This window comes from Natronoarchaeum sp. GCM10025703, from assembly GCF_042661985.1.
Taxonomy (GTDB): Archaea; Halobacteriota; Halobacteria; order Halobacteriales; family Natronoarchaeaceae; genus Natranaeroarchaeum.
In genome coordinates this window covers 1-17,414 of record NZ_JBHSZF010000001.1, presented here as the reverse complement: position 1 = coordinate 17,414, position 17,414 = coordinate 1, and the positions used below count along the sequence as shown (strand labels likewise).

Here is a 17,414-nt window from a genome sequence, read left to right as displayed (position 1 = left end):
TTAGACTGCATCCTCCAGTTTGAGTCGGGGCCGGATGCCAAGCGCCATCATCTCGTCGAGCAGCAGTTTGAACGCATAGCTGATCTCGATCTTGTGAATGTCGCTTTCGTCCCCGGTAAGCTGGTCGTATACGCGGTTCTGGTTGACGTCGTTGACGGCGACCATCCCCGTCTCGGCGGAGATGTACACCTCTTCGCGGTCGGACTCGTCGAGGAGTCGTTCCTTGAGCGTCATTGCCGCGCCGTGACCGATGAAGACGTCCCGTTCCATCTCTCCGATACGGAGTCCGCCTTCGCGGGCACGTCCCTCGGTTGGCTGCCGAGTCAGGACCTGCACCGGCCCGCGCGAGCGGGCGTGCAGTTTGTTCGACACCATGTGGTAGAGTTTCTGGTAGAAGATGGTGCCGACGAAGATCTCGGCCTCGATCTTCTCACCGGAGATGCCGGAGTACATGGTCTCTTTGCCAGAGGACTGGAAGCCGTGTTCTTCGAGCATCCCGCGGAGTTCGCTCTCGTCCTCGCCGGTAAACGGCGTCCCGTCGACACGGCGGCCCTCCATCGAACCGACCTTGCCGCCGATCATCTCCAGGATGTGCCCGACCGTCATCCGCGACGGCAGTGCGTGCGGATTGACGAGCAGGTCCGGGACGACGCCCTCCTCGGTGAACGGCATGTCCTCCTGGGGCGCGAGATGGCCGACGACACCTTTCTGACCGTGTCGGCTCGCGAACTTGTCGCCGAGTTCGGGAATCCGCTCGTCCCGAACCGAGACCTTCGAGAGTTTGGACCCGTCCTCGCCCTCCATCAGCGTGACAGTGTCGACGACACCATCCTCGCCCGAGCGCATGGTGACGCTGGTTTCGCGGCGTTTCTGCGGGCTGAGACCGCCCATGTCGTCCGGCTCTTCGAGGAATCGCGGTGGACTCGTCTTGCCGAGCAGCACGGAGTTCTCGTCGACGCGCGTCTCGGGGTTGACGAGGCCGTCCTCGTCCAGATGCGTGTAGGCGTCCTCGCCACGTGCGCCGCGGACGTCATCGTCGGGAATCTCGAAGCGGTCCTCCTGACCGCCGGGATAGCGCCGTTCTTCGCCCTCGTAGGTTCGGAAGAAGTGCGAGCGGGCGAGTGCGCGGTCGACCGATCCCTGATTCATCACCAGTGCGTCCTCGATGTTGAACCCTTCATACGACATGACGGCGACGACGAAGTTCTGTGCCGCCGGTCGGTCGTCGTAGCCGATCTGCTCGGTGGTCTGGGTCTTGACCATCGATAGCTGCGGGTAGTGCAGGAGGTGCTGGCGCGTGTCCGGTCGGATCCGGTAGTTCGCGGAGGGGAGACCGAGCGACTGCTTGATCATCCCTGCGCCCATCGTAATTCGCGGGCTGGCGTTGTGCTCGGGGTAGGGGATCATCCCTGCACCGATCCCGAAGATCAGTTGCGGGTCGATCTCCATGTGGGTGTGATCCTCGGTCACATCGTCCTCGTCGACGGCGACGTAGATGTCCTCTTCCTCCTCGGCGTCGATGAACTCGACGTAGCCCATCTCGACGAGATCCTCGAACTCGAGTTCGCCCTCTTCGAGGGCCTCTATCTCCTCGTCGGAGACGAGCGTGTCGCCGTCGGTGACGACGAGCAGCGGGCGACGGGCACGGCCCGCGTCCGCGTTGACGATCACTTCCCGGGTTCGCTGGTCGACCGAGACGTTGACCATCTCGCTGACCTCGCCGCGGCGGCGGGCCTCTCGGATCTGATCCGCGAGCCGTTCGGGCTCGGGATGTGTTCCGACCAGACTTCCGTTGACGTACACCTTCGCTTCGCGTTCTTGTTGTTGGCTCATATCAGTCACTCTCCACTCGTCTGTCGACGCCCTCGATGCCGGGGATCCCCTCGACACCCATAGAGGCGAGTTCTCGTTTCAGTTCCTTTTCGTCCTCGACGTCCTGTGAGAGTTCCATCGCTTGCGCGAAGTTCTTCACCAGCCCACAGTTCGGTCCCTCGGGGGTCTCGGAGGGACAGATACGGCCCCACTGCGTGGCGTGCAGGTCCCGCGCCTCGAAGTGTGGCTGACTGCGCGAGAGCGGCGAGCGCAGTCGGCGGAGGTGAGAGAGCACGCCCATGAAGTCGGTCCGATCGACCAACTGTGAGACGCCGGAGCGGCCTCCGACCCAGTTCCCGGTCGCAATCGGGTGTTCGAGCCGCTCGGTCAGCACGTCAGAGCGGACGACCGTGTTCACGGAGAGCTGACGATTCCGCATGTTGGCGCGTTCGAGCTGGTATTTGACGTCCCGTGCGAGCTTGTTCAGCGCGGTCCGGAACAGGTCTTTCATCAGGTCGCCGCTGACCTTCAGACGCTTGTTGGCGTAGTGGTCCTTGTCGTCGGATTCGCGGCGGCCAAGCGCAGCTCGAAGCAGGCCTCCGCCATCCGGCAGAGGTAATAGGCCTTGTTGATACGGACGTCCTCCTCCTCGACGCCCTCCTCGTGGAGGTGCGGAAGCAGGTAGCGGTCGATAACGTAGTTGGCGCGTTTGAGCTGGTAGTTCTTGCCCTGGCCGGAGGCGACGCGCTCGCCCAGCGTCTCGATTGCCCCTTCGGTCGTCTGGACGTCGGCGGCCTCCAGGTTTTCGAGCATGAACTTCACGATCTCCGGGTCGTCGGAGACGCGGTGGACGATCTCCTCGTCGGATTCGAGTCCGAGCGCGCGAACGAGCGTGACGAAGTTGACGCTCCCCGACACGGACGGGAACGAGACTTCGAGCAGGCCGTCACGGGTACGCTCGGTGAGCACGAGAGCGCGGTAGCCACGGCGCTGGCTGAACGTTTTGGCGACCTGGATCTCGTCGCCGTACTTGGTGTCGTACTCGGCGAGGATCTTGTTCGGCGCGAGGTCCTCGCTCGTCATCAGTACGCGCTCGGAGCCGTTGACGATGAAGTAGCCACCGGGGTCGGCGGGGTCCTCGCCGATCTCGATCAGTTCCTCGTCGCTGAAGCCGGCGATGTTACACTTCTCGGAGCCGACCATGACGGGCATCCGACCGACTTTCGTCTCGGTGCTGTCGACGACGCGCTCTTCGCCCTCTTCCGGATCGCCTTTCACGATCTCCATCTCCATGAAGACCGGCGCGGAGTAGGTGATGTTGCGCAGGCGCGCTTCCTGCGGGTAGAGCAGTTCTTCGCTACCGTCGGCCTCGCGAACCCGCGGCGTCACGACGCGGACGTCGCCGAGTTCGACGTGGACAGGCTCTTCGCCCTCCTTGTCACCGATGTCGGTGTCGATCGTCTCCTTCTCGTCGACGACCTGCTGCATCCCTCGATTGAGGAAGGAGTTGAACGAACGGTAGTGGTGTTCTGCGAGTCGTTCCTTTCCAAAATACTCCCGCGAGATCGTACGTCTATCTTCCTGATTCATTATTCAACCACCATTCGATAGGTGACGGCTCGATCGGTCGTCCGCGAGTCCCGAACGATCTTGATTACGTCGCCGACCTCCGCGTCATCGGGCAGTGCCGGGTCCGCCCGTTTGATTTTCGGCAGGTCTGTGCGTCCGATGTCGTACTCCTCGAGCAGTTCGTCGAGAACGTCTTCCTCGACGACTGAGTGCTCGGGGACGAGTTCGTGTTGGCTTACGTCTACCATGTGTTGTGGGTCTGATCGGAGAGAGAAACTGCTATCACGAGATACTACAGGCCCGTAAAGACGCAGGGCTATTAAGGCTTACCAAGTACGTTGGGATTTACAGCTATCGGGCCCCAGAAGGAGCGGGCAAACTCGGGTCAACGCACACGGATCTGTCGACTGTCAGTATCTGTCGCTACAAGAGCGATGTTTATAGGGTTTGTGGCGTCGTGGCACGGCTGTCTCCCGGTGCCATACGCTCTTTATTTGGAAAGCCTTAAGAACGAGACTGGGCAACGATAGGATGCGTTCAAAGCCCGGGTGGTGTAGTGGCCTATCATATGACCCTGTCACGGTCGTGACGCGGGTTCAAATCCCGCCTCGGGCGCTTTCTGCTGACGCAAATTGGCGAGCGCAGCGAGCCACTGCGTCAGCGAAACGCCGATAGAAGGGATTTGAAGCAGGGAACAGCTTTGCTGTGACCGGGGTTCAAATCCCGGAGCGGCATTGCCGCTCCGACCTTCGCGAACGCCCTGCGTTCGCTCAGTCCCGCCTCGGGCGTACTTTTGCGGCGGTTTCACGAACCCGTGAGTGACACCTCGTGGCGTCGGCGGCGCCACGGCGAACAACATCGACGAGCACCGCGCAGCGTGTGCTCGTCACTCCGTGAGCCGTAAATACCCTCTAAGGGATTTGAACTACGCAAACCGAACGGACGGAGGTTTGCCTCGGGTTCAAACCTCAGTTCTGCATTTCCTGCGCTATCTGTCACTGGCACAACACTCATGAGACTCCCCAATGACGAATCGAGTATGGCCGAGCGCCAGCAGGACGAGGAGTCGGAGGACGATGAGGGCGGAAAGTACGACTCGTACGTCGACCGTGCGCTCGATCTGTTGGAACTGATCGACCCGTTCTAGAGGCCGGTGCCGCTGTCGGCGTCCGGCAGTTCGTACGTCTCGCTCTCGATACCCAGTTCTTCCAGCGCGGCTTCGAGGTGACGTTCCTCGGCGTACTCCGCGCCGTCTTCGACGCGCAGACGCTGGGCGGTCGCAAGCACCTCTCCGCGGCGCTCGTCGGGCACGTCGAACTTGTCGGTCGCGAGTTCGATGGTGAGGCCGTTGTGATCGCGGGTGTACAGCGAGTGGAAGATGCCCCGGTCGAACTCGTTGTAGCCGTGGCCGGCGTCGTCGAGCGCCTCGCGTGTTGCGACGAACTGCTCGGGGTCGACCGAGAAGGAGAGATGGTGGACGGAGCCGACGCTGTGGCGCTGGGGCCGGGGATCCGAGTCGCGCTCGTCGGTGACGAAGAACGTGAGAATGCGGCCGTCGCCGGTGTCGAAGAAGAGGTGCGTCTGGTTGGGGTCGTCGAGGTTGGGCTGGCGAAGCACTAGCGGCATGCCGAGCAGGTCGCGATAGAACTCGACGGTGTCCGCTTCGTTGCTACCGATGACGGAGATGTGGTCGGTGCCGGCTGCTGAATCGGGCTGTCGGGCCGTTCTGCGGTGACGTCGGGTGTCTCGGTCATACCTGTTCTAGGGATCACGAAGGAAAATACCTGCCTGTGAGTGCCGTCTTGGACTGCTCAAAACACATGATTCGGGCTGATCTTCAGCAGCACGCGTTCGGTGACGATCTCGTTCGATTCGGTGTACTCCTGACCAGTGTAGCGCTCTGAGAGTTCGTCGATATGCTCGCGTGCATCCTCGGTCGTGTGTTCGACGACTTCGCCATACACCGAGACGCGCCGGTAGGGATTGTCGGGATCGGTCATACTAACGCCCACCTTCGGGTCCTCCCGGACGTTCCGCTCCTTCCGGCGGTCGCGCTCGGTGTTGACCAGCAGTAGCTCCTCCTCGACGTCGTAGTCGATCCAGACCGGTGTGACGTGGGGGAAGCCGTTGGGGAGCTTCGTCGCGATGTGTGCGATTGTCGATCGCTCGAATAGGTCGTGGTACTCTGATGGAATCGCGGCCATACCGGTGCTTGTACCGCTTGGAACTTGTGTGTTATACCCGGGCATGGATCGGCCGCGGGAGAACGGTTCGCAGGGCGGCTCCAATGCGAGGGGCTTAAGTTAGTCCCCGGGAAAGCGTAGGTGTAGTCAGCCCGGGTGGTGTAGTGGCCTATCATATGACCCTGTCACGGTCGTGACGCGGGTTCAAATCCCGCCTCGGGCGCTTTCTGCGAACCAATATCCACGAGCGACCGCGTTGCGTGTCGCTCGGACGTCTGTGAGCAGAACGCCGTACTGCGGAATTTGAACGACGGAACGAGCGAACATCGTGAGCGAAGTTCCGGCAGTTCACAATCCCGCCTCGGGCGTACTTTTGCGGCGGTTTCACGAACCCGTGAGTGACACCTCGTGGCGTCGGCGGCGCCACGGCGAACAACATCGACGAGCACCGCGCAGCGTGTGCTCGTCACTCCGTGAGCCGTAAATACCCTCTATGGGATTTGAACTACGCAAGACGAGCGGAGCGAGTCTTGCACGGGTTCAAATTCCGGAGCGGCAATCCGACCTTCGCGAACGCCCTGCGTTCGCTCAGTCTCGACTGTCGCTGTCAGTCGGCGTGTACTTCGCTTTGCTCAGTACACTCCGCCTCGGGCGCACCCTCTGCGGCGGTTTTTACGACTCTCGAAGCAACCCGCTCGCCGACTGAGACGCTGAAAAACCCGGGAAAAGCCGCCCTGATAGCTACTGCAAGAAGTGCTCGACCTTACTCCAGCAGGTTCTCGCCGGTCATGACTTCGGGCTGGTCGATATCCATCAGGTCGAGCATCGTGGGCGCGAGGTCACAGAGCGAACCGCCCTCGCGGATCGTCTTCCCGTCGTCGTCGCCGTCGGGGCTGATGTAGAGGAAGGGGACGAGGTTGTAGGTGTGGGCGGTGTGTGGGTCGTCTTCGGTGCCCATGTCGTCGGCGTTGCCATGGTCGGCGGTGACGAGGACGTTGGCGTCGTACTCCTCCAGCGCGTCGGCGAGCCGGCCGAGCTGTTCGTCGACCGCTTCGACGGCCTCGGTGGCGGCCTCGAAGTCGCCCGTGTGGCCAACCATGTCGGCGTTGGCGTAGTTGAGCACCATCGCGTCCGGGTCGTCGCTCCCGAGGACGTCGATGGCGGTGTCGGTCACCTCGGGCGCGCTCATCTCCGGCTGGAGGTCGTAGGTCGGCACGTCCGGGCTCTCGACGATCTCCCGGATCTCGCCCTCGAACTCGACCTCGCGGCCGCCGTTGAGGAAGTAGGTGACGTGGGCGTACTTCTCCGATTCGGCGAGTCGTAACTGCGTTTTGCCGGTGTTCGCGAGCACCTCGCCGAGGACGTCCTCTGGCTGGTCCGGCGGGAAGGCAACGGGGACGTCGAACGTCTTGTCGTACTGGGTCATCGTCGTGACCGTGATATCCGGTGGCGATGTCTCGAACTCCCACTCGGGGCGGATGTCCGCGAGCATCCGGGTAAGCTGTCGGGCACGATCCGAGCGGAAATTGAAGAAGACGACGCTATCGCCGTCGTCGAGCGCTTCGCCGCCCTCGATCGTGGTCGGTTCGACGAACTCGTCGGTGGTGTCGCGGTCGTAGGACTGCCTGACGGCCTCGACGGCGGACTCGGCGGTGTGGTCGCCCTCGCGGTTGACGATTGCGTCGTAGGCGCGGCGGGTGCGCTCCCAGTTCTGGTCCCGATCCATCGCGTAGTAGCGGCCGGTGACGGTGGCGATTTCGCCGGTGCCGTGGCGTTCGACGGCGGCTTCGAGGTCTTCGAGGTAGCCCTCGCCGCCGTGGGGTGCGGTGTCGCGGCCGTCCATGAAGGCGTGCGTGGTCGCTTCGACGCCGTGTTCGGCGGCCATCTCGATCAGCGCGTGGAGATGTTCCTGCGAGGAGTGGACCCCGCCGTCGCTGACCAGTCCCATGAAGTGGACCCGCCCGTCGTTTGCCTCGGCGTGGTCGAAGGCAGTCTGGATCGCGTCGTTACTCTGGAACGAACTGTCGTTGATGGCGTCGTTGATCCGGGTGTACTCCTGGTAGACGACGCGGCCCGCACCGATGTTGAGGTGACCGACCTCGCTGTTGCCCATCTGTCCATCCGGGAGTCCGACGCGGCGTCCAGCGACCTCCAGCGTGCCGTACGCGCCTGTATCAGCCAGCCGCTCGAAATTTGGTGTGTCGGCGGCCTTTACTGCGTCGCGGCGGTCGTGTTCGCCGATACCCCAGCCGTCGAGGATGACCAGTGCAGCATCCATGGCTCAACAGAGACGCTTATCCTGTAACTACTCTTCGTTTGCCGGCGCGGAGTTCGGTGCCCTCGACAGGATGCCGGAGGTGTGCTGGACACCCAGTTGACAGTCCATCCGCTCGTATCTACTCGTAGTGACGGATATGTACGACACGATTCTCGTGCCGACTGACGGAAGCGAGGTAGCGGAGGCGGCAGTCGACGGCGCGGTTGCCCTCGCCGAACGTCACGACGCCGCACTGCACGTTATTCACGTCATAGAACTCGGCGAGTTCCCCACCGAGGTCGCCTCCGAGGCGGCCGAAGAACTCTCTCAGGACGCCGATCAGTTGCTGGCGTCGGTCGTCAGCGCGGGGGATCAGGTCGGGGTGACGCCGACCACGGAGGCCGTCGAAACGGATCGGTCGGTCCACCAGGAAATCGTCGAGTACGCCGAGAACCACGACGCCGATCTGATCGTCATGGGGACCCGCGGCCGCAGGGGGATCGACCAGCGATTGCTCGGGAGCACCACTGAACGGACGCTCCGCGCGTCGCCTGTCCCGGTCCTGACCATGCACGAGGGAGCGGTCCTCGACCCCGACTTCGAGACGATCCTCGTACCGACTGACGGAAGCGATGTCGCGAACGCCGCCGCCGACCACGCGATCAGCCTCGCCGAGCGTCACGACGCCGCACTGCACGTCGTTCACGTCGTCGACGTCGCCGCGACCTCACCACTGGGCGAGAGCGCCGCCGTCCTCGCAGGACTGGAGGACGCCGGGAAAAAGGCCGTCGACGACGTCATCGACCGGGCGAACGGGGCGGAGGTCCGCTCCGTCCAGGCGTCGGTGCTCAGCGGGTCGCCCGCCCGAAGCATTCTGGACTACACCGACGATCACGATATTGACCTGGTCGTGATGGGCACGCACGGCCGGTCCGGTCTCGAACGGTACCTGATCGGGAGCGTCACCGAGACGGTCACCCGTCTGGCCGACGTTCCGGTGCTCTCCATGCCGGATCGGACGGACGGGGAGTGATCGGCCGGAGCATCCGCCGCCCTGTCGACAGTCTGCGGAGCGCAGTGCCGGTTCGACAGGACGAGGGCGCGGTGCCCGTTCGGAACGGGGTCCACTACGGTCGCCTATCCATCCCTCAGTACCGCTATATACTCGGACGTATCTGCTGAAAACAACGCTTATGCCCCTACTGCCGCAACTCGACAGTGATGACCGGATCTACAGACATGACCCGCGTCGCCTTCGTCTGCGTCCAGAACGCCGGCCGGAGTCAGATGGCCACAGCCTTCGCCCAGCGCGAACGGAAGCACCGGGGCGTCGTCGACGAGATCGAGATCCTGACCGGGGGTACTCATCCCGCAGAGCACGTCCACGAGGAGGTCGTGACCGTGATGGACGAGGAGGGGTTCGATCTGCGCGAAAAGACGCCAAAGGACATCACGCCAGACGAACTCCAGGCAGTCGACTACGTCATTACGATGGGCTGTTCGGCCCAGGACGTCTGTCCGGCGACCTGGAACGGCGAGAACCGCGACTGGGGGCTCGACGATCCGGACGGGCAGGGTCTCGACGCTGTCCGAGAGATCAGAGACGAGATTGCCGGGCGTGTCGACGACCTGTTCGACGAACTGCTCGCCGAGACCGAGGCGGCCTGACGGCCGGGAACCACGAGAACCCGCTGGTTTTATCGCTCCGCCGCCGAGTGGTGAGCACGTGACGCTGGATCCGGTACAGTTCGAGGGGATCACCCAACTCGCGAGACGGATCAATCAGTCGGTCGACGAGACCGACCAACAGCAGTTCGTCCGGACCGTCTGGGAGGAGTTTCTCGATCCGCTGGCCGACGACGGTCGGGTGGTTCTGGAGCCACTCGGCGAGCAACGCCGCTGTGAGGTCGCTATCGACGACGTCGCCCTGCAGGATCCGGAGTTCCAGAGCAGTCACGGACTCGACTCGGGGACGATCAACCCCACGTCGTTCAAAAACGGACTCGTTCTCGACGTCGCGCAGGCCGCGATGGCGTCGAGTCCCTCGGATCTCGATCTCCACAGGGATCGCACCGTGGTCGTGACGGCCCACGTCAGCGACAAGATGTCGAAAGACGTCTCGACGGACTGGACACAGTGGGACGAGGGCAACACCGACCGGCGGATCCTCCAGGCCCCACGCGTCTCCCGGTTCGAGGAGAGCGTCGTCCACGAACTCGGCCTGTATCTCGCGGAGAGCCACCATGCGCTCGAACACGCCGACGCCGTCGACGACCTGTTCGTGCTCGACGGGCCCATCTATCCGAAAGGGATGTTGAACTGGACCGACCGGGCACCCGAACTCGCCGACCTCCTTCAGGACGAACAGGAGCCTCGCGACGTCATCGCGAACTACGTCGAACTCGTCGAGACGTTCGTCGAGCGGGAGGTGCCGCTGGTCGGCTTCGTGAAGAACCCGACGACAAAAGCCATCACCCGGACGCTTCGAGAGACCGGTCAGGAAGCGCCGTGGGTCAACGATACCGCCTTCTTTACTCGGGTGCTCGAACAGGTCGAGTTCGCCGAGCGAGAGGGGCCAAACGGCGACTCCAGCCGTGAACGCACCCGCGCGACCGACGTACTCACGTTCACTAACTGGTTCCGCTCGCGCGGCGGTGCGGATCGCTTCCTCAGTGCGGACGGCGATGCCTTCGGCGTCGAGCGCTCTCTCGATCCGGAAGATTACGAGGTTACGTTTTTTCCGATCTACGACCCCCGCGACGACCTGCTCTACCGGATCGAGGCCCCCTACGCCTTCACGAAGTCGGCCGACTGCCGCGAGCGCCTCGCGATGCAGTTGCTCGCAGACGTCGCCGCCGAGCGCGGCCCGCCGCTCTCGGTCCAGAAAGCGGACGAACTCGCCCGGATCAGTGCCGAGGGGACGGATTCGCTACGCTCAGGTAGAAGCGACGTTCAACACTGACCGCATGCATAGCTACGATGACCGCCGGTGGGGCGGCGAGGAGTTCTAGGCCGGAACGTCCGGTTCCGTCTTTTCGAGTTCGACATCGACGTCAGCGGCGGCGACGCCGACGCGAGCGAACTGCGTCCGGACGTGTTCTTTGGCCGCTTCGACCGCCTGCTCGCGCGTGTCGAACCCGCGCGGCATCGGCGACTCGAAGGCCACGTTGATCGGTTCGCCGTCGATTTTTTGTTCGCCCCCGCCGCTCTCGACCTCGTAAAACGCGTCACAGACCCAGACATAGGCGGCGTCCTCGTCGGGCGCGCCCTTGAACGTCGGTGCCGATTCGCCCCGCTCGTACAGCGTGCCCGTCAGGCCGTTCCGCCCGCCTGCCCGCGCACCAGTAGCATATTCTACCAGGGGCGCCAGCAGTGAAAAGGCCATTGCAGGGCGTGATTGCGCTCAACCGTCCTCGTTATGGCTCCGATATCTACGTCGAGACGGAGGAGACCCAGACGGCTGAACAGGTAGCAGACTAACACTTCGTTCGCGGCGCGGTCCCGCTTTTCGACGCTCTTTCGTTTTTTCCAGTCCGTACGTTCAGGGAAACGCGTTTCACTGATGGGCTACATTCCCTGAGCATGGCCGATCTGAACGATTTCGACGAGTACGGCGGGGACGATGGTGGGACGGGTGACGGCGCGTCCACCGCCGAGAGCGATGCCGACGACGAGTTCGAGACCGTCGAGACGGCGCCTGCAACGGCCGAAGAGGGCATCGGGACTATCGCCGTCTCGCAGGGGCTTCGGATCCACGAGGACGAGGAGGATTCGACGGTCCGGGCCTACGTCACGAAGGGGAACCGGTCCTCGGTCCGGATCGGCAAGTATCTGCTCGCGCCGTATCCGGACGGCGAGACGCTGTTCTGCCGGATCGCGGGACTGGAGTACGCCCAGGAGTTCCACGCCGACGACGCAACGGAGATCCACGCACGGCGCGCGATGGCGCAGGACGGTATCGACGAGGCCGACTACAAGTTCCTCGCGGATCTGGAGCCATTGGCCGTTCTGTACAGTACTGACGGCGACCTCAAGCGCCGAATGACCGACCGGGTTCCCAAACCCCAGACCACGATCAGGAAGCCGACGATACGTCCGAGATCAAGACCGGCCTCAAGATCCCCGAGGACGGCGTCTTCCTCGGCCACCTCGCCGTCGGCGGCGAGAAGGTTCGGACGAGCGCCCAGCCACCGACGATCGATTACCGGCTCAACGACGACTACGAGGACGGCGACCCCCTCGTCTTCCGGCACACCCTGATCGCGGGCGGCACCGGGTCAGGCAAGACCCACAGCGCCAAGAACGTTCTCCGGCAGTTCCTCGCGGACGAACGCACCTACCGGATGGACGACGGGCGTTCGGTGACGCCGGCGGTCGTCCAGTTCGACCCGCAGGACGAGTACGCCCAGATGCACGACGACAACGAGTCGCTGGATCGGGAGACTGCCCGCCGCTACGAGCGCGAGGGCGTCGTTCACGGCGGCCACGATGACACCATCGCGTTCGTCCCGAAAGTCGGCAACGCGACCTACGCCACCGACGACCACCGCGCCGAGCAGGTCGAGTTCACCATCCCCTTCTCGATGGTGCGGGACAACGAGTGGCTGGTCGCCGGGGGTGGCCTCAACGACAACCAGTACAACGGGCTCCGCCATCTGCTCGACCGGTTCTTCCGCGAATACGGTGCCAGTGGAACCTACGATCAGTTCCAGACGTTCATGGACGACCCGGCGCTCCGCGAGGAACTCAACGAGTCCGGGCGCGTCCACGAGGCGACGTTCGACGCGGTCAACCGACGCGTTCGCGGGTTCGGGTCGGTGTTTGATCAGGACGCCCGGCCGATCACCGAGCAGATCAACCGCTTCGTCCGGCCCGGCGGGCTAACGGTCGTGCCGACGTATCACATCAACGATACACGGGCGGCCGAGACCATCGTCCTCGCGGTGTCGAGCCTGCTCGTCGATCAGAAGCTCTCGAATGACCCGAACTACGACCGTATCAAGGAGACGCCGGTCGTGCTGGGGATGGACGAGGCACACAACTTCCTGACCGATGCCGAGAGCGCACAGGCCCGTCGAGTGATCGGCAAGTTCACCGACGCCGCCAAACAGGGTCGAAAAGAGCGACTGGGGCTCTTCCTCATCACGCAGGATCCACAGGACATCGCCGACCCCGTATTCAAGCAGATCAACACGACTGTCGTCCTGAACCTCGGTGACGAAGACGCTATCAAGAGCGTCAACATCCCATCGAACCTGGAGAGCAAGGTGCCGTACATGGAGAAAGGCCAGATGGTCGTCTACTCGCCGGACAACTCCGAACCGGTCGAAATAATCGGGCTCTCGAACTGTCTGACCAGACACAACTAGATAGTCTGTCCCAACACCCGTTCCCGGGGGTGGATTTTTGAGGATGCCGCCTGGAACTATTGTATGAGCAAGACAGTACTGATCGCGATCGACGGATCGCCACAGTCGGACGACGCTCTCGATCACGCCATCGCCGAGTTTCCCGACGCTGAACTAATCGGGTTGACCGTGATCGATCCGGGCGAGGCCGGCTACGCCGTCGAGGGTGCCGCCGCCGAGTTCCCGTCAAGCTGGTACGAGACAGCAGAAGAGGACGCAAACTCCGTGCTCGAAGAGGCCGAAGAACATGCAAAATCGGCTGGAGCCGACCTCAAAAAGGCGAGCGATCGGCCGACCGGCGAACACGATCGTCAGATACGCCGAAGAACACGACATCGATCACATCGTCATGGGCAGTCACGGACGGACTGGCATGAGCCGGATCCTGCTCGGGAGCGTCGCCGAAACGGTGATGCGCCGGTCCACGGTCCCAGTGACAGTCGTTCGATAGCGGGCGGACTACTCGACTTTCTCGACGGAGACGTTATCGTTCTCCGATCCGTCTCCACGATCCTCCAACAGCAGTCCAGTGAGACCGGCGACGACCAGCCCCGCCCCCAGCGCTCGGGTTTGTCTGACGTACCAGTCCCGTGGCTGTAGTTCGGTTGGGTTCTCGAACCCACTTCCCAGCAACTTCAGGTTTAGTTTGAGCGACTGTCTCGGCAGCAGTAGTGAGAGCAGTCCCTGTAACGCCATCCACCCGTAGCCGATCTTTCGCAGTTTCGATCCGAACATACGGGTAGATGTTGGAGCGCCGGCGATATAATGCTCACGGGGTTGATAGCTCGATAAACGTTGGATAGCCCTGAACGCTCGCAGGTCGTCGAGAACTGCCGCTGCGCTGCCGTCGTCGATTGCCGCTCGTGCGGCCTCGAGCCCTTCGTCGAGGGTTTCGGCGTCGCCGCCGGCGTAGATCCGGAACGCAGCGTTCAGTGCCACGGCGTCCGCGAAGTGATCCTCACGCTCCCCTGCGACGACCTCCTCGGTAATCGTCGACGAGTCCGTCCGGACGTCGTCGACGTGGAGGTCTTCCTCCTCGAAATCCATGCCGTACTCCGGCGTCTCGATCTCGTAATCCTCGAACTCGCCCTCGTCGGTGCCGTCCGCCTGCCACTCGGCGACTTTCGTGTAGCCGGGTCGGATATCGTCGTAGCCTTCCATGCCCTGGAACATGATCACCTTCCCGGGCGAGACCTGCTCGGTCTGTCGGAACGTGTCGACGACCTTCTTGGCAAAGGAGAGATGATAGAAGCTTCCGAGGTGGACGTCGGCGTTGGCCGGGTTCGCGAGCGTCTCGATGGTGTTTACGAACGTCCGGACACCCATCATATCCCGTCGATCGAACAGGTCGTCGATCTCGGGGTTGAATTCGGGCTGGTAGTAGAAGCCAAAGCCGGTCTCGTCGACCATCTCGGCGCTCTCTTCGACGCCGAGTTCGGTCCGAACGCCGAGTTCGTCGAGGACGTGCTTGTACGCCGTCTCCTTCTGGGTCGGGACGCGGTCGCCGCTGTGGGTGACGATGGGCGTTCCTGCTCCCGCGGCGACGATTCCCGCGGCGACGCCGAGCAGTGCTGACCGGTGTTTCCCGTCGTAGTTCGCGCCACAGTCGACCGGGTCGGCGTCCGGTTCGGCGACAACTGTCGACTCCTCGGCCATCACATCGACGTATGCGGCCAGTTCCTCGGGCGTGTTGCGTTTCCAGCGGTTTGCCAGCCAGAACGCACCGAGCGTCGTGTGGTCCGGTTCGCCACCGAGGATGCGCTGAAAGGCCTCGCGGGCCTGCTCCCGGGACATGTCGTCGGCCGACTTCGGACCGGAGCCGACGACTGCGGTCATCAAGCGTTTGAGCGGCCACTCGCCGTACTTCTGAGACGTCTGGGTCATAACTGCGCGTTAGAGGAGCACGCGCAAAAACGTCCCGTTTCCCGCAGGTGACTGCAACCCACTGCATAGCTAACAGGCGGCAGGTCGTATCGCCGGAGCGGCGTGCCGCACACCCGCGAACCGCCCCGGAGCGGTCGGTCAGAGCATGCGGGGCCGTGCCGCGGGATCACTCAAAAACGTGTGGACTGCCCGAAAGTGACGGCTGCTCCGTATCGACCCGAAAGACGTAGGTTTACGCCGTCCAACTCCGGGACAATGAACTCCCGGTCGACCGACTGGCGCGAGTCTATCGACGACGTCGACGCGTCGATTATCGACGGTTTCCAGAGCGGCTTCCCGATCGAAGCGCGGCCGTTCCGTGCCGTCGGAGAGGCGGTCGGTGTCAGCGAGGCGGAGGCGATAGAGCGTGTTACGCGGCTGTACGAGCAGGGTATTTTCCGCCGGTTCGGCGCGGTCCTCAACCCCCGTCATCGGTAGTTCGGCCCTCGCGGCGGTGCAGGCTCCCGACGAACGGTTCGGAGAGATCGCCGACGTGATCAACGGCTACCAGCAGATCAACCACAACTACCGCCGGGATCACGAGTGGAACATGTGGTTCGTCGTCACGGCCGGTTCCCGGGAGCGCCGCGACCAGATTCTCGCCGAAATCGAAGAGCGAACTGGCTGTACCGTGCTGGTTCTACCGATGCTAACGGACTTCTACATCAATCTGGAGTTCCCCGTCGTCAACGCCGATCGGTTCGCCCGCGAGGGGTTGGCCAGCGAGGGTTCGACGGATGCCAGCGCGACGCGGATCAGCGAGGATGCTGCGGGCGACCTCTCGCAGTTCGAGGGCGAACTGCTGCTGGAGATTCAGGCGGGCTTTCCGCTCTCGGCGACTCCGTACGCGGACATCGCCGAGGCGCTTGACGCCGACGTCTCGGACGTCATTAGGGCGATCAATCGCCTGCTGAGACCGGCTGTATCAAGCGGATCGGCTGCGTGGTCAACCACGTCGTGACCGGTTTCGACAACAACTGCATGGTCGTCTGGGACGTCGACGACGAGGAACTCGACGAGCGCGGCGTTGCAGTCGGCGAACTCCCGTACGTGACGCTGTGTTATCACCGTCCACGCCGTCCCGAACTCGACTGGGAGTACAACCTCTTCACGATGATTCATGGACGGGATCCTGATGCCGTCGACGAGAAGATAGACGAACTGGCGGCCGAGCACCTGCCGTACGATCACGAACGGCTGTACTCGACGGAGACGCTGAAACAGACCGGGGCGCGCTACGAAGATCTGGTGTGAGCTACTCTGCGGTCGTATAGAGGATCGGTGCGACGATGACCAGCGCGAAGCCGACGAGCCGGTACATAATGTTCTCGGTCATCGAAAACGGGACCGCGATGAAGATGACGCCGAACAGAATCGCGTTCAGGGCCAGTATCTTGCGCGACCGGAGGGGCGATCCCAGCATCACCAGAACGAACGTCAGTGCCAGCACGTGCCCGATGTGGTAGTCGAGCAGGAACGTGTCCAGCAGTTGCAGTGGAAGCGCGTTCATTGGTTATCCGATATTGCTACCGTGCGGATGATTAAAGTTCCGTTACTCCGCGGGTCATCTCTTATCCCATCGGGCCGGCGAGGTCGAGCGGTCGGATCCAGACGTACCAGACCAGCACGACCATCCCGAAGAAACTCATCCCGAACACGAACGTCCCGATAATGCTGTAGCCGGCGGCGTTGAGAAACCGGGCGATGATTCCGGGTATTACGACTCCCGCCGCAACGATGGCAATGGCCTTTGCGACCAGTCCGTAATCGGCCTCATTGCTGTTCGCGCTCATCGGTCACCACCGTCACGGGGCTCTCCTTCGATCATACCGGAGTTTGTAGCCGTGGCTCCCTGAATGGCTCGGTTCGGCTCGTCGTCCCGGCCCAGGACGACGCCCGGGTACGTTCGAGCGTCTGCATCAGCCGGTACACGCCCCGACTCTCCGAGACACGTCCCCGCTGGGCCAGTTTCTCCAGACTCGTCGTCACGTACTCCGCCGGAACGTCGCGTTCTGCGGCGTACTCGACAACCTCGTCCTCAGTCGGTGCGTCGAGCGTTCGCAATGCCTCAGAACCGTTTCCTTCCGGGTCTGGGAACTCCCGCCCCGGTCGTCGAACTGCTCGGCGGCCGCGTCGATTTCGTCGGCGTCGAGCCCCGAACCTGATATCCCGGTCGTCGACGCCGGCGTCCTCGATCTGGTTCTCTAGCTGGCCGAAGGAGTCGACGTTCGCGAACGCATCGCCGTGGTCGCTACGGTTGGC

10 protein-coding genes, 2 tRNA genes and 7 pseudogenes are annotated in these 17,414 nt (G+C 63.0%); 8 read left to right on the top strand and 11 right to left on the bottom strand.

Annotation, left to right across the window (positions count from 1 at the left end; translation table 11 throughout):
• The 3 genes and pseudogenes from rpoB to ACFQH2_RS00085 form a co-directional block, all read right to left on the bottom strand.
• A complete protein-coding gene (gene rpoB / locus ACFQH2_RS00095) occupies nucleotides 1–1,833 on the bottom strand; it encodes a DNA-directed RNA polymerase subunit B (RefSeq protein WP_377055651.1) in 1,833 nt (610 codons plus the stop codon).
• Between the two features lies 1 nt (nucleotide 1,834).
• Nucleotides 1,835–3,402 (bottom strand): annotated as a pseudogene (locus tag ACFQH2_RS00090) (DNA-directed RNA polymerase subunit B'').
• Nucleotides 3,402–3,629, bottom strand: a complete 228-nt coding sequence (locus tag ACFQH2_RS00085) for a DNA-directed RNA polymerase subunit H (protein WP_377055646.1) — start codon at nucleotides 3,627–3,629, stop codon at nucleotides 3,402–3,404. Before ACFQH2_RS00085 ends, ACFQH2_RS00090 begins: the two are co-directional and overlap by 1 nt.
• Before the next feature lie 294 nt (nucleotides 3,630–3,923).
• On the opposite strand from ACFQH2_RS00085, the gene ACFQH2_RS00080 reads away from it, so the two are divergent.
• Nucleotides 3,924–3,996: transfer RNA gene (locus tag ACFQH2_RS00080), tRNA-Asp, on the top strand.
• Nucleotides 3,997–4,524: 528 nt separating this feature from the next.
• Here the strand turns inward: ACFQH2_RS00080 and ACFQH2_RS00075 are convergent.
• Nucleotides 4,525–5,135: pseudogene (locus ACFQH2_RS00075) on the bottom strand (VOC family protein).
• A 57-nt stretch (nucleotides 5,136–5,192) separates the two neighbouring features.
• A complete protein-coding gene (locus ACFQH2_RS00070; RefSeq protein WP_377055642.1) occupies nucleotides 5,193–5,585 on the bottom strand; it encodes a PPOX class F420-dependent oxidoreductase in 393 nt (130 codons plus the stop codon).
• A gap of 129 nt (nucleotides 5,586–5,714) precedes the next feature.
• Between ACFQH2_RS00070 and ACFQH2_RS00065 the strand changes: the two genes are divergently transcribed.
• Nucleotides 5,715–5,787: transfer RNA gene (locus ACFQH2_RS00065), tRNA-Asp, on the top strand.
• A 540-nt stretch (nucleotides 5,788–6,327) separates the two neighbouring features.
• Here ACFQH2_RS00065 and gpmI read toward each other — a convergent pair.
• Nucleotides 6,328–7,842: a 2,3-bisphosphoglycerate-independent phosphoglycerate mutase gene (gpmI, locus tag ACFQH2_RS00060; protein WP_377055640.1), complete on the bottom strand. Its 1,515-nt coding sequence runs from the start codon at nucleotides 7,840–7,842 to the stop codon at nucleotides 6,328–6,330.
• A 136-nt stretch (nucleotides 7,843–7,978) separates the two neighbouring features.
• On the opposite strand from gpmI, the gene ACFQH2_RS00055 reads away from it, so the two are divergent.
• The 3 genes from ACFQH2_RS00055 to ACFQH2_RS00045 all read left to right on the top strand — a co-directional run bounded on the left by ACFQH2_RS00055 (nucleotide 7,979) and on the right by ACFQH2_RS00045 (nucleotide 10,783).
• Nucleotides 7,979–8,854 carry a universal stress protein gene (locus ACFQH2_RS00055; RefSeq protein WP_377055638.1) on the top strand — a complete coding sequence of 292 codons (876 nt, stop codon included), beginning with the start codon at nucleotides 7,979–7,981 and terminating at the stop codon, nucleotides 8,852–8,854.
• 188 nt (nucleotides 8,855–9,042) lie between these two features.
• Nucleotides 9,043–9,489 carry an arsenate reductase ArsC gene (locus tag ACFQH2_RS00050; RefSeq protein WP_377055636.1) on the top strand — a complete coding sequence of 149 codons (447 nt, stop codon included), beginning with the start codon at nucleotides 9,043–9,045 and terminating at the stop codon, nucleotides 9,487–9,489.
• Between the two features lie 58 nt (nucleotides 9,490–9,547).
• Nucleotides 9,548–10,783, top strand: a complete 1,236-nt coding sequence (locus tag ACFQH2_RS00045) for a DNA double-strand break repair nuclease NurA (RefSeq protein ID WP_377076305.1) — start codon at nucleotides 9,548–9,550, stop codon at nucleotides 10,781–10,783.
• Between the two features lie 45 nt (nucleotides 10,784–10,828).
• Here ACFQH2_RS00045 and ACFQH2_RS00040 read toward each other — a convergent pair.
• Nucleotides 10,829–11,172 (bottom strand): annotated as a pseudogene (locus ACFQH2_RS00040) (hypothetical protein).
• Between the two features lie 231 nt (nucleotides 11,173–11,403).
• Here ACFQH2_RS00040 and ACFQH2_RS00035 point away from each other — a divergent pair.
• Together ACFQH2_RS00035 and ACFQH2_RS00030 are read left to right on the top strand one after the other, a co-directional pair.
• Nucleotides 11,404–13,190, top strand: a pseudogene (locus ACFQH2_RS00035) (ATP-binding protein).
• A gap of 63 nt (nucleotides 13,191–13,253) precedes the next feature.
• A pseudogene (locus tag ACFQH2_RS00030) lies at nucleotides 13,254–13,680 on the top strand (universal stress protein).
• Between the two features lie 356 nt (nucleotides 13,681–14,036).
• Here ACFQH2_RS00030 and ACFQH2_RS00025 read toward each other — a convergent pair.
• Nucleotides 14,037–15,113: pseudogene (locus ACFQH2_RS00025) on the bottom strand (anthranilate phosphoribosyltransferase); the annotation flags it as partial.
• Nucleotides 15,114–15,368: 255 nt separating this feature from the next.
• Between ACFQH2_RS00025 and ACFQH2_RS00020 the strand changes: the two are divergent.
• Nucleotides 15,369–16,406 (top strand): annotated as a pseudogene (locus tag ACFQH2_RS00020) (Lrp/AsnC family transcriptional regulator).
• Nucleotide 16,407: 1 nt separating this feature from the next.
• On the opposite strand, the gene ACFQH2_RS00015 reads toward ACFQH2_RS00020, so the two are convergent.
• From ACFQH2_RS00015 to ACFQH2_RS00005, 3 genes are all read right to left on the bottom strand, one after another.
• A complete protein-coding gene (locus ACFQH2_RS00015; protein ID WP_377076304.1) occupies nucleotides 16,408–16,662 on the bottom strand; it encodes a hypothetical protein in 255 nt (84 codons plus the stop codon).
• 61 nt (nucleotides 16,663–16,723) lie between these two features.
• Nucleotides 16,724–16,945: a hypothetical protein gene (locus tag ACFQH2_RS00010; RefSeq protein WP_377055618.1), complete on the bottom strand. Its 222-nt coding sequence runs from the start codon at nucleotides 16,943–16,945 to the stop codon at nucleotides 16,724–16,726.
• Between the two features lie 31 nt (nucleotides 16,946–16,976).
• Nucleotides 16,977–17,414, bottom strand: a 438-nt coding sequence (locus tag ACFQH2_RS00005) for a DUF5817 family protein (RefSeq protein ID WP_377076303.1), incomplete at its 5' end; no start/stop codon positions are given.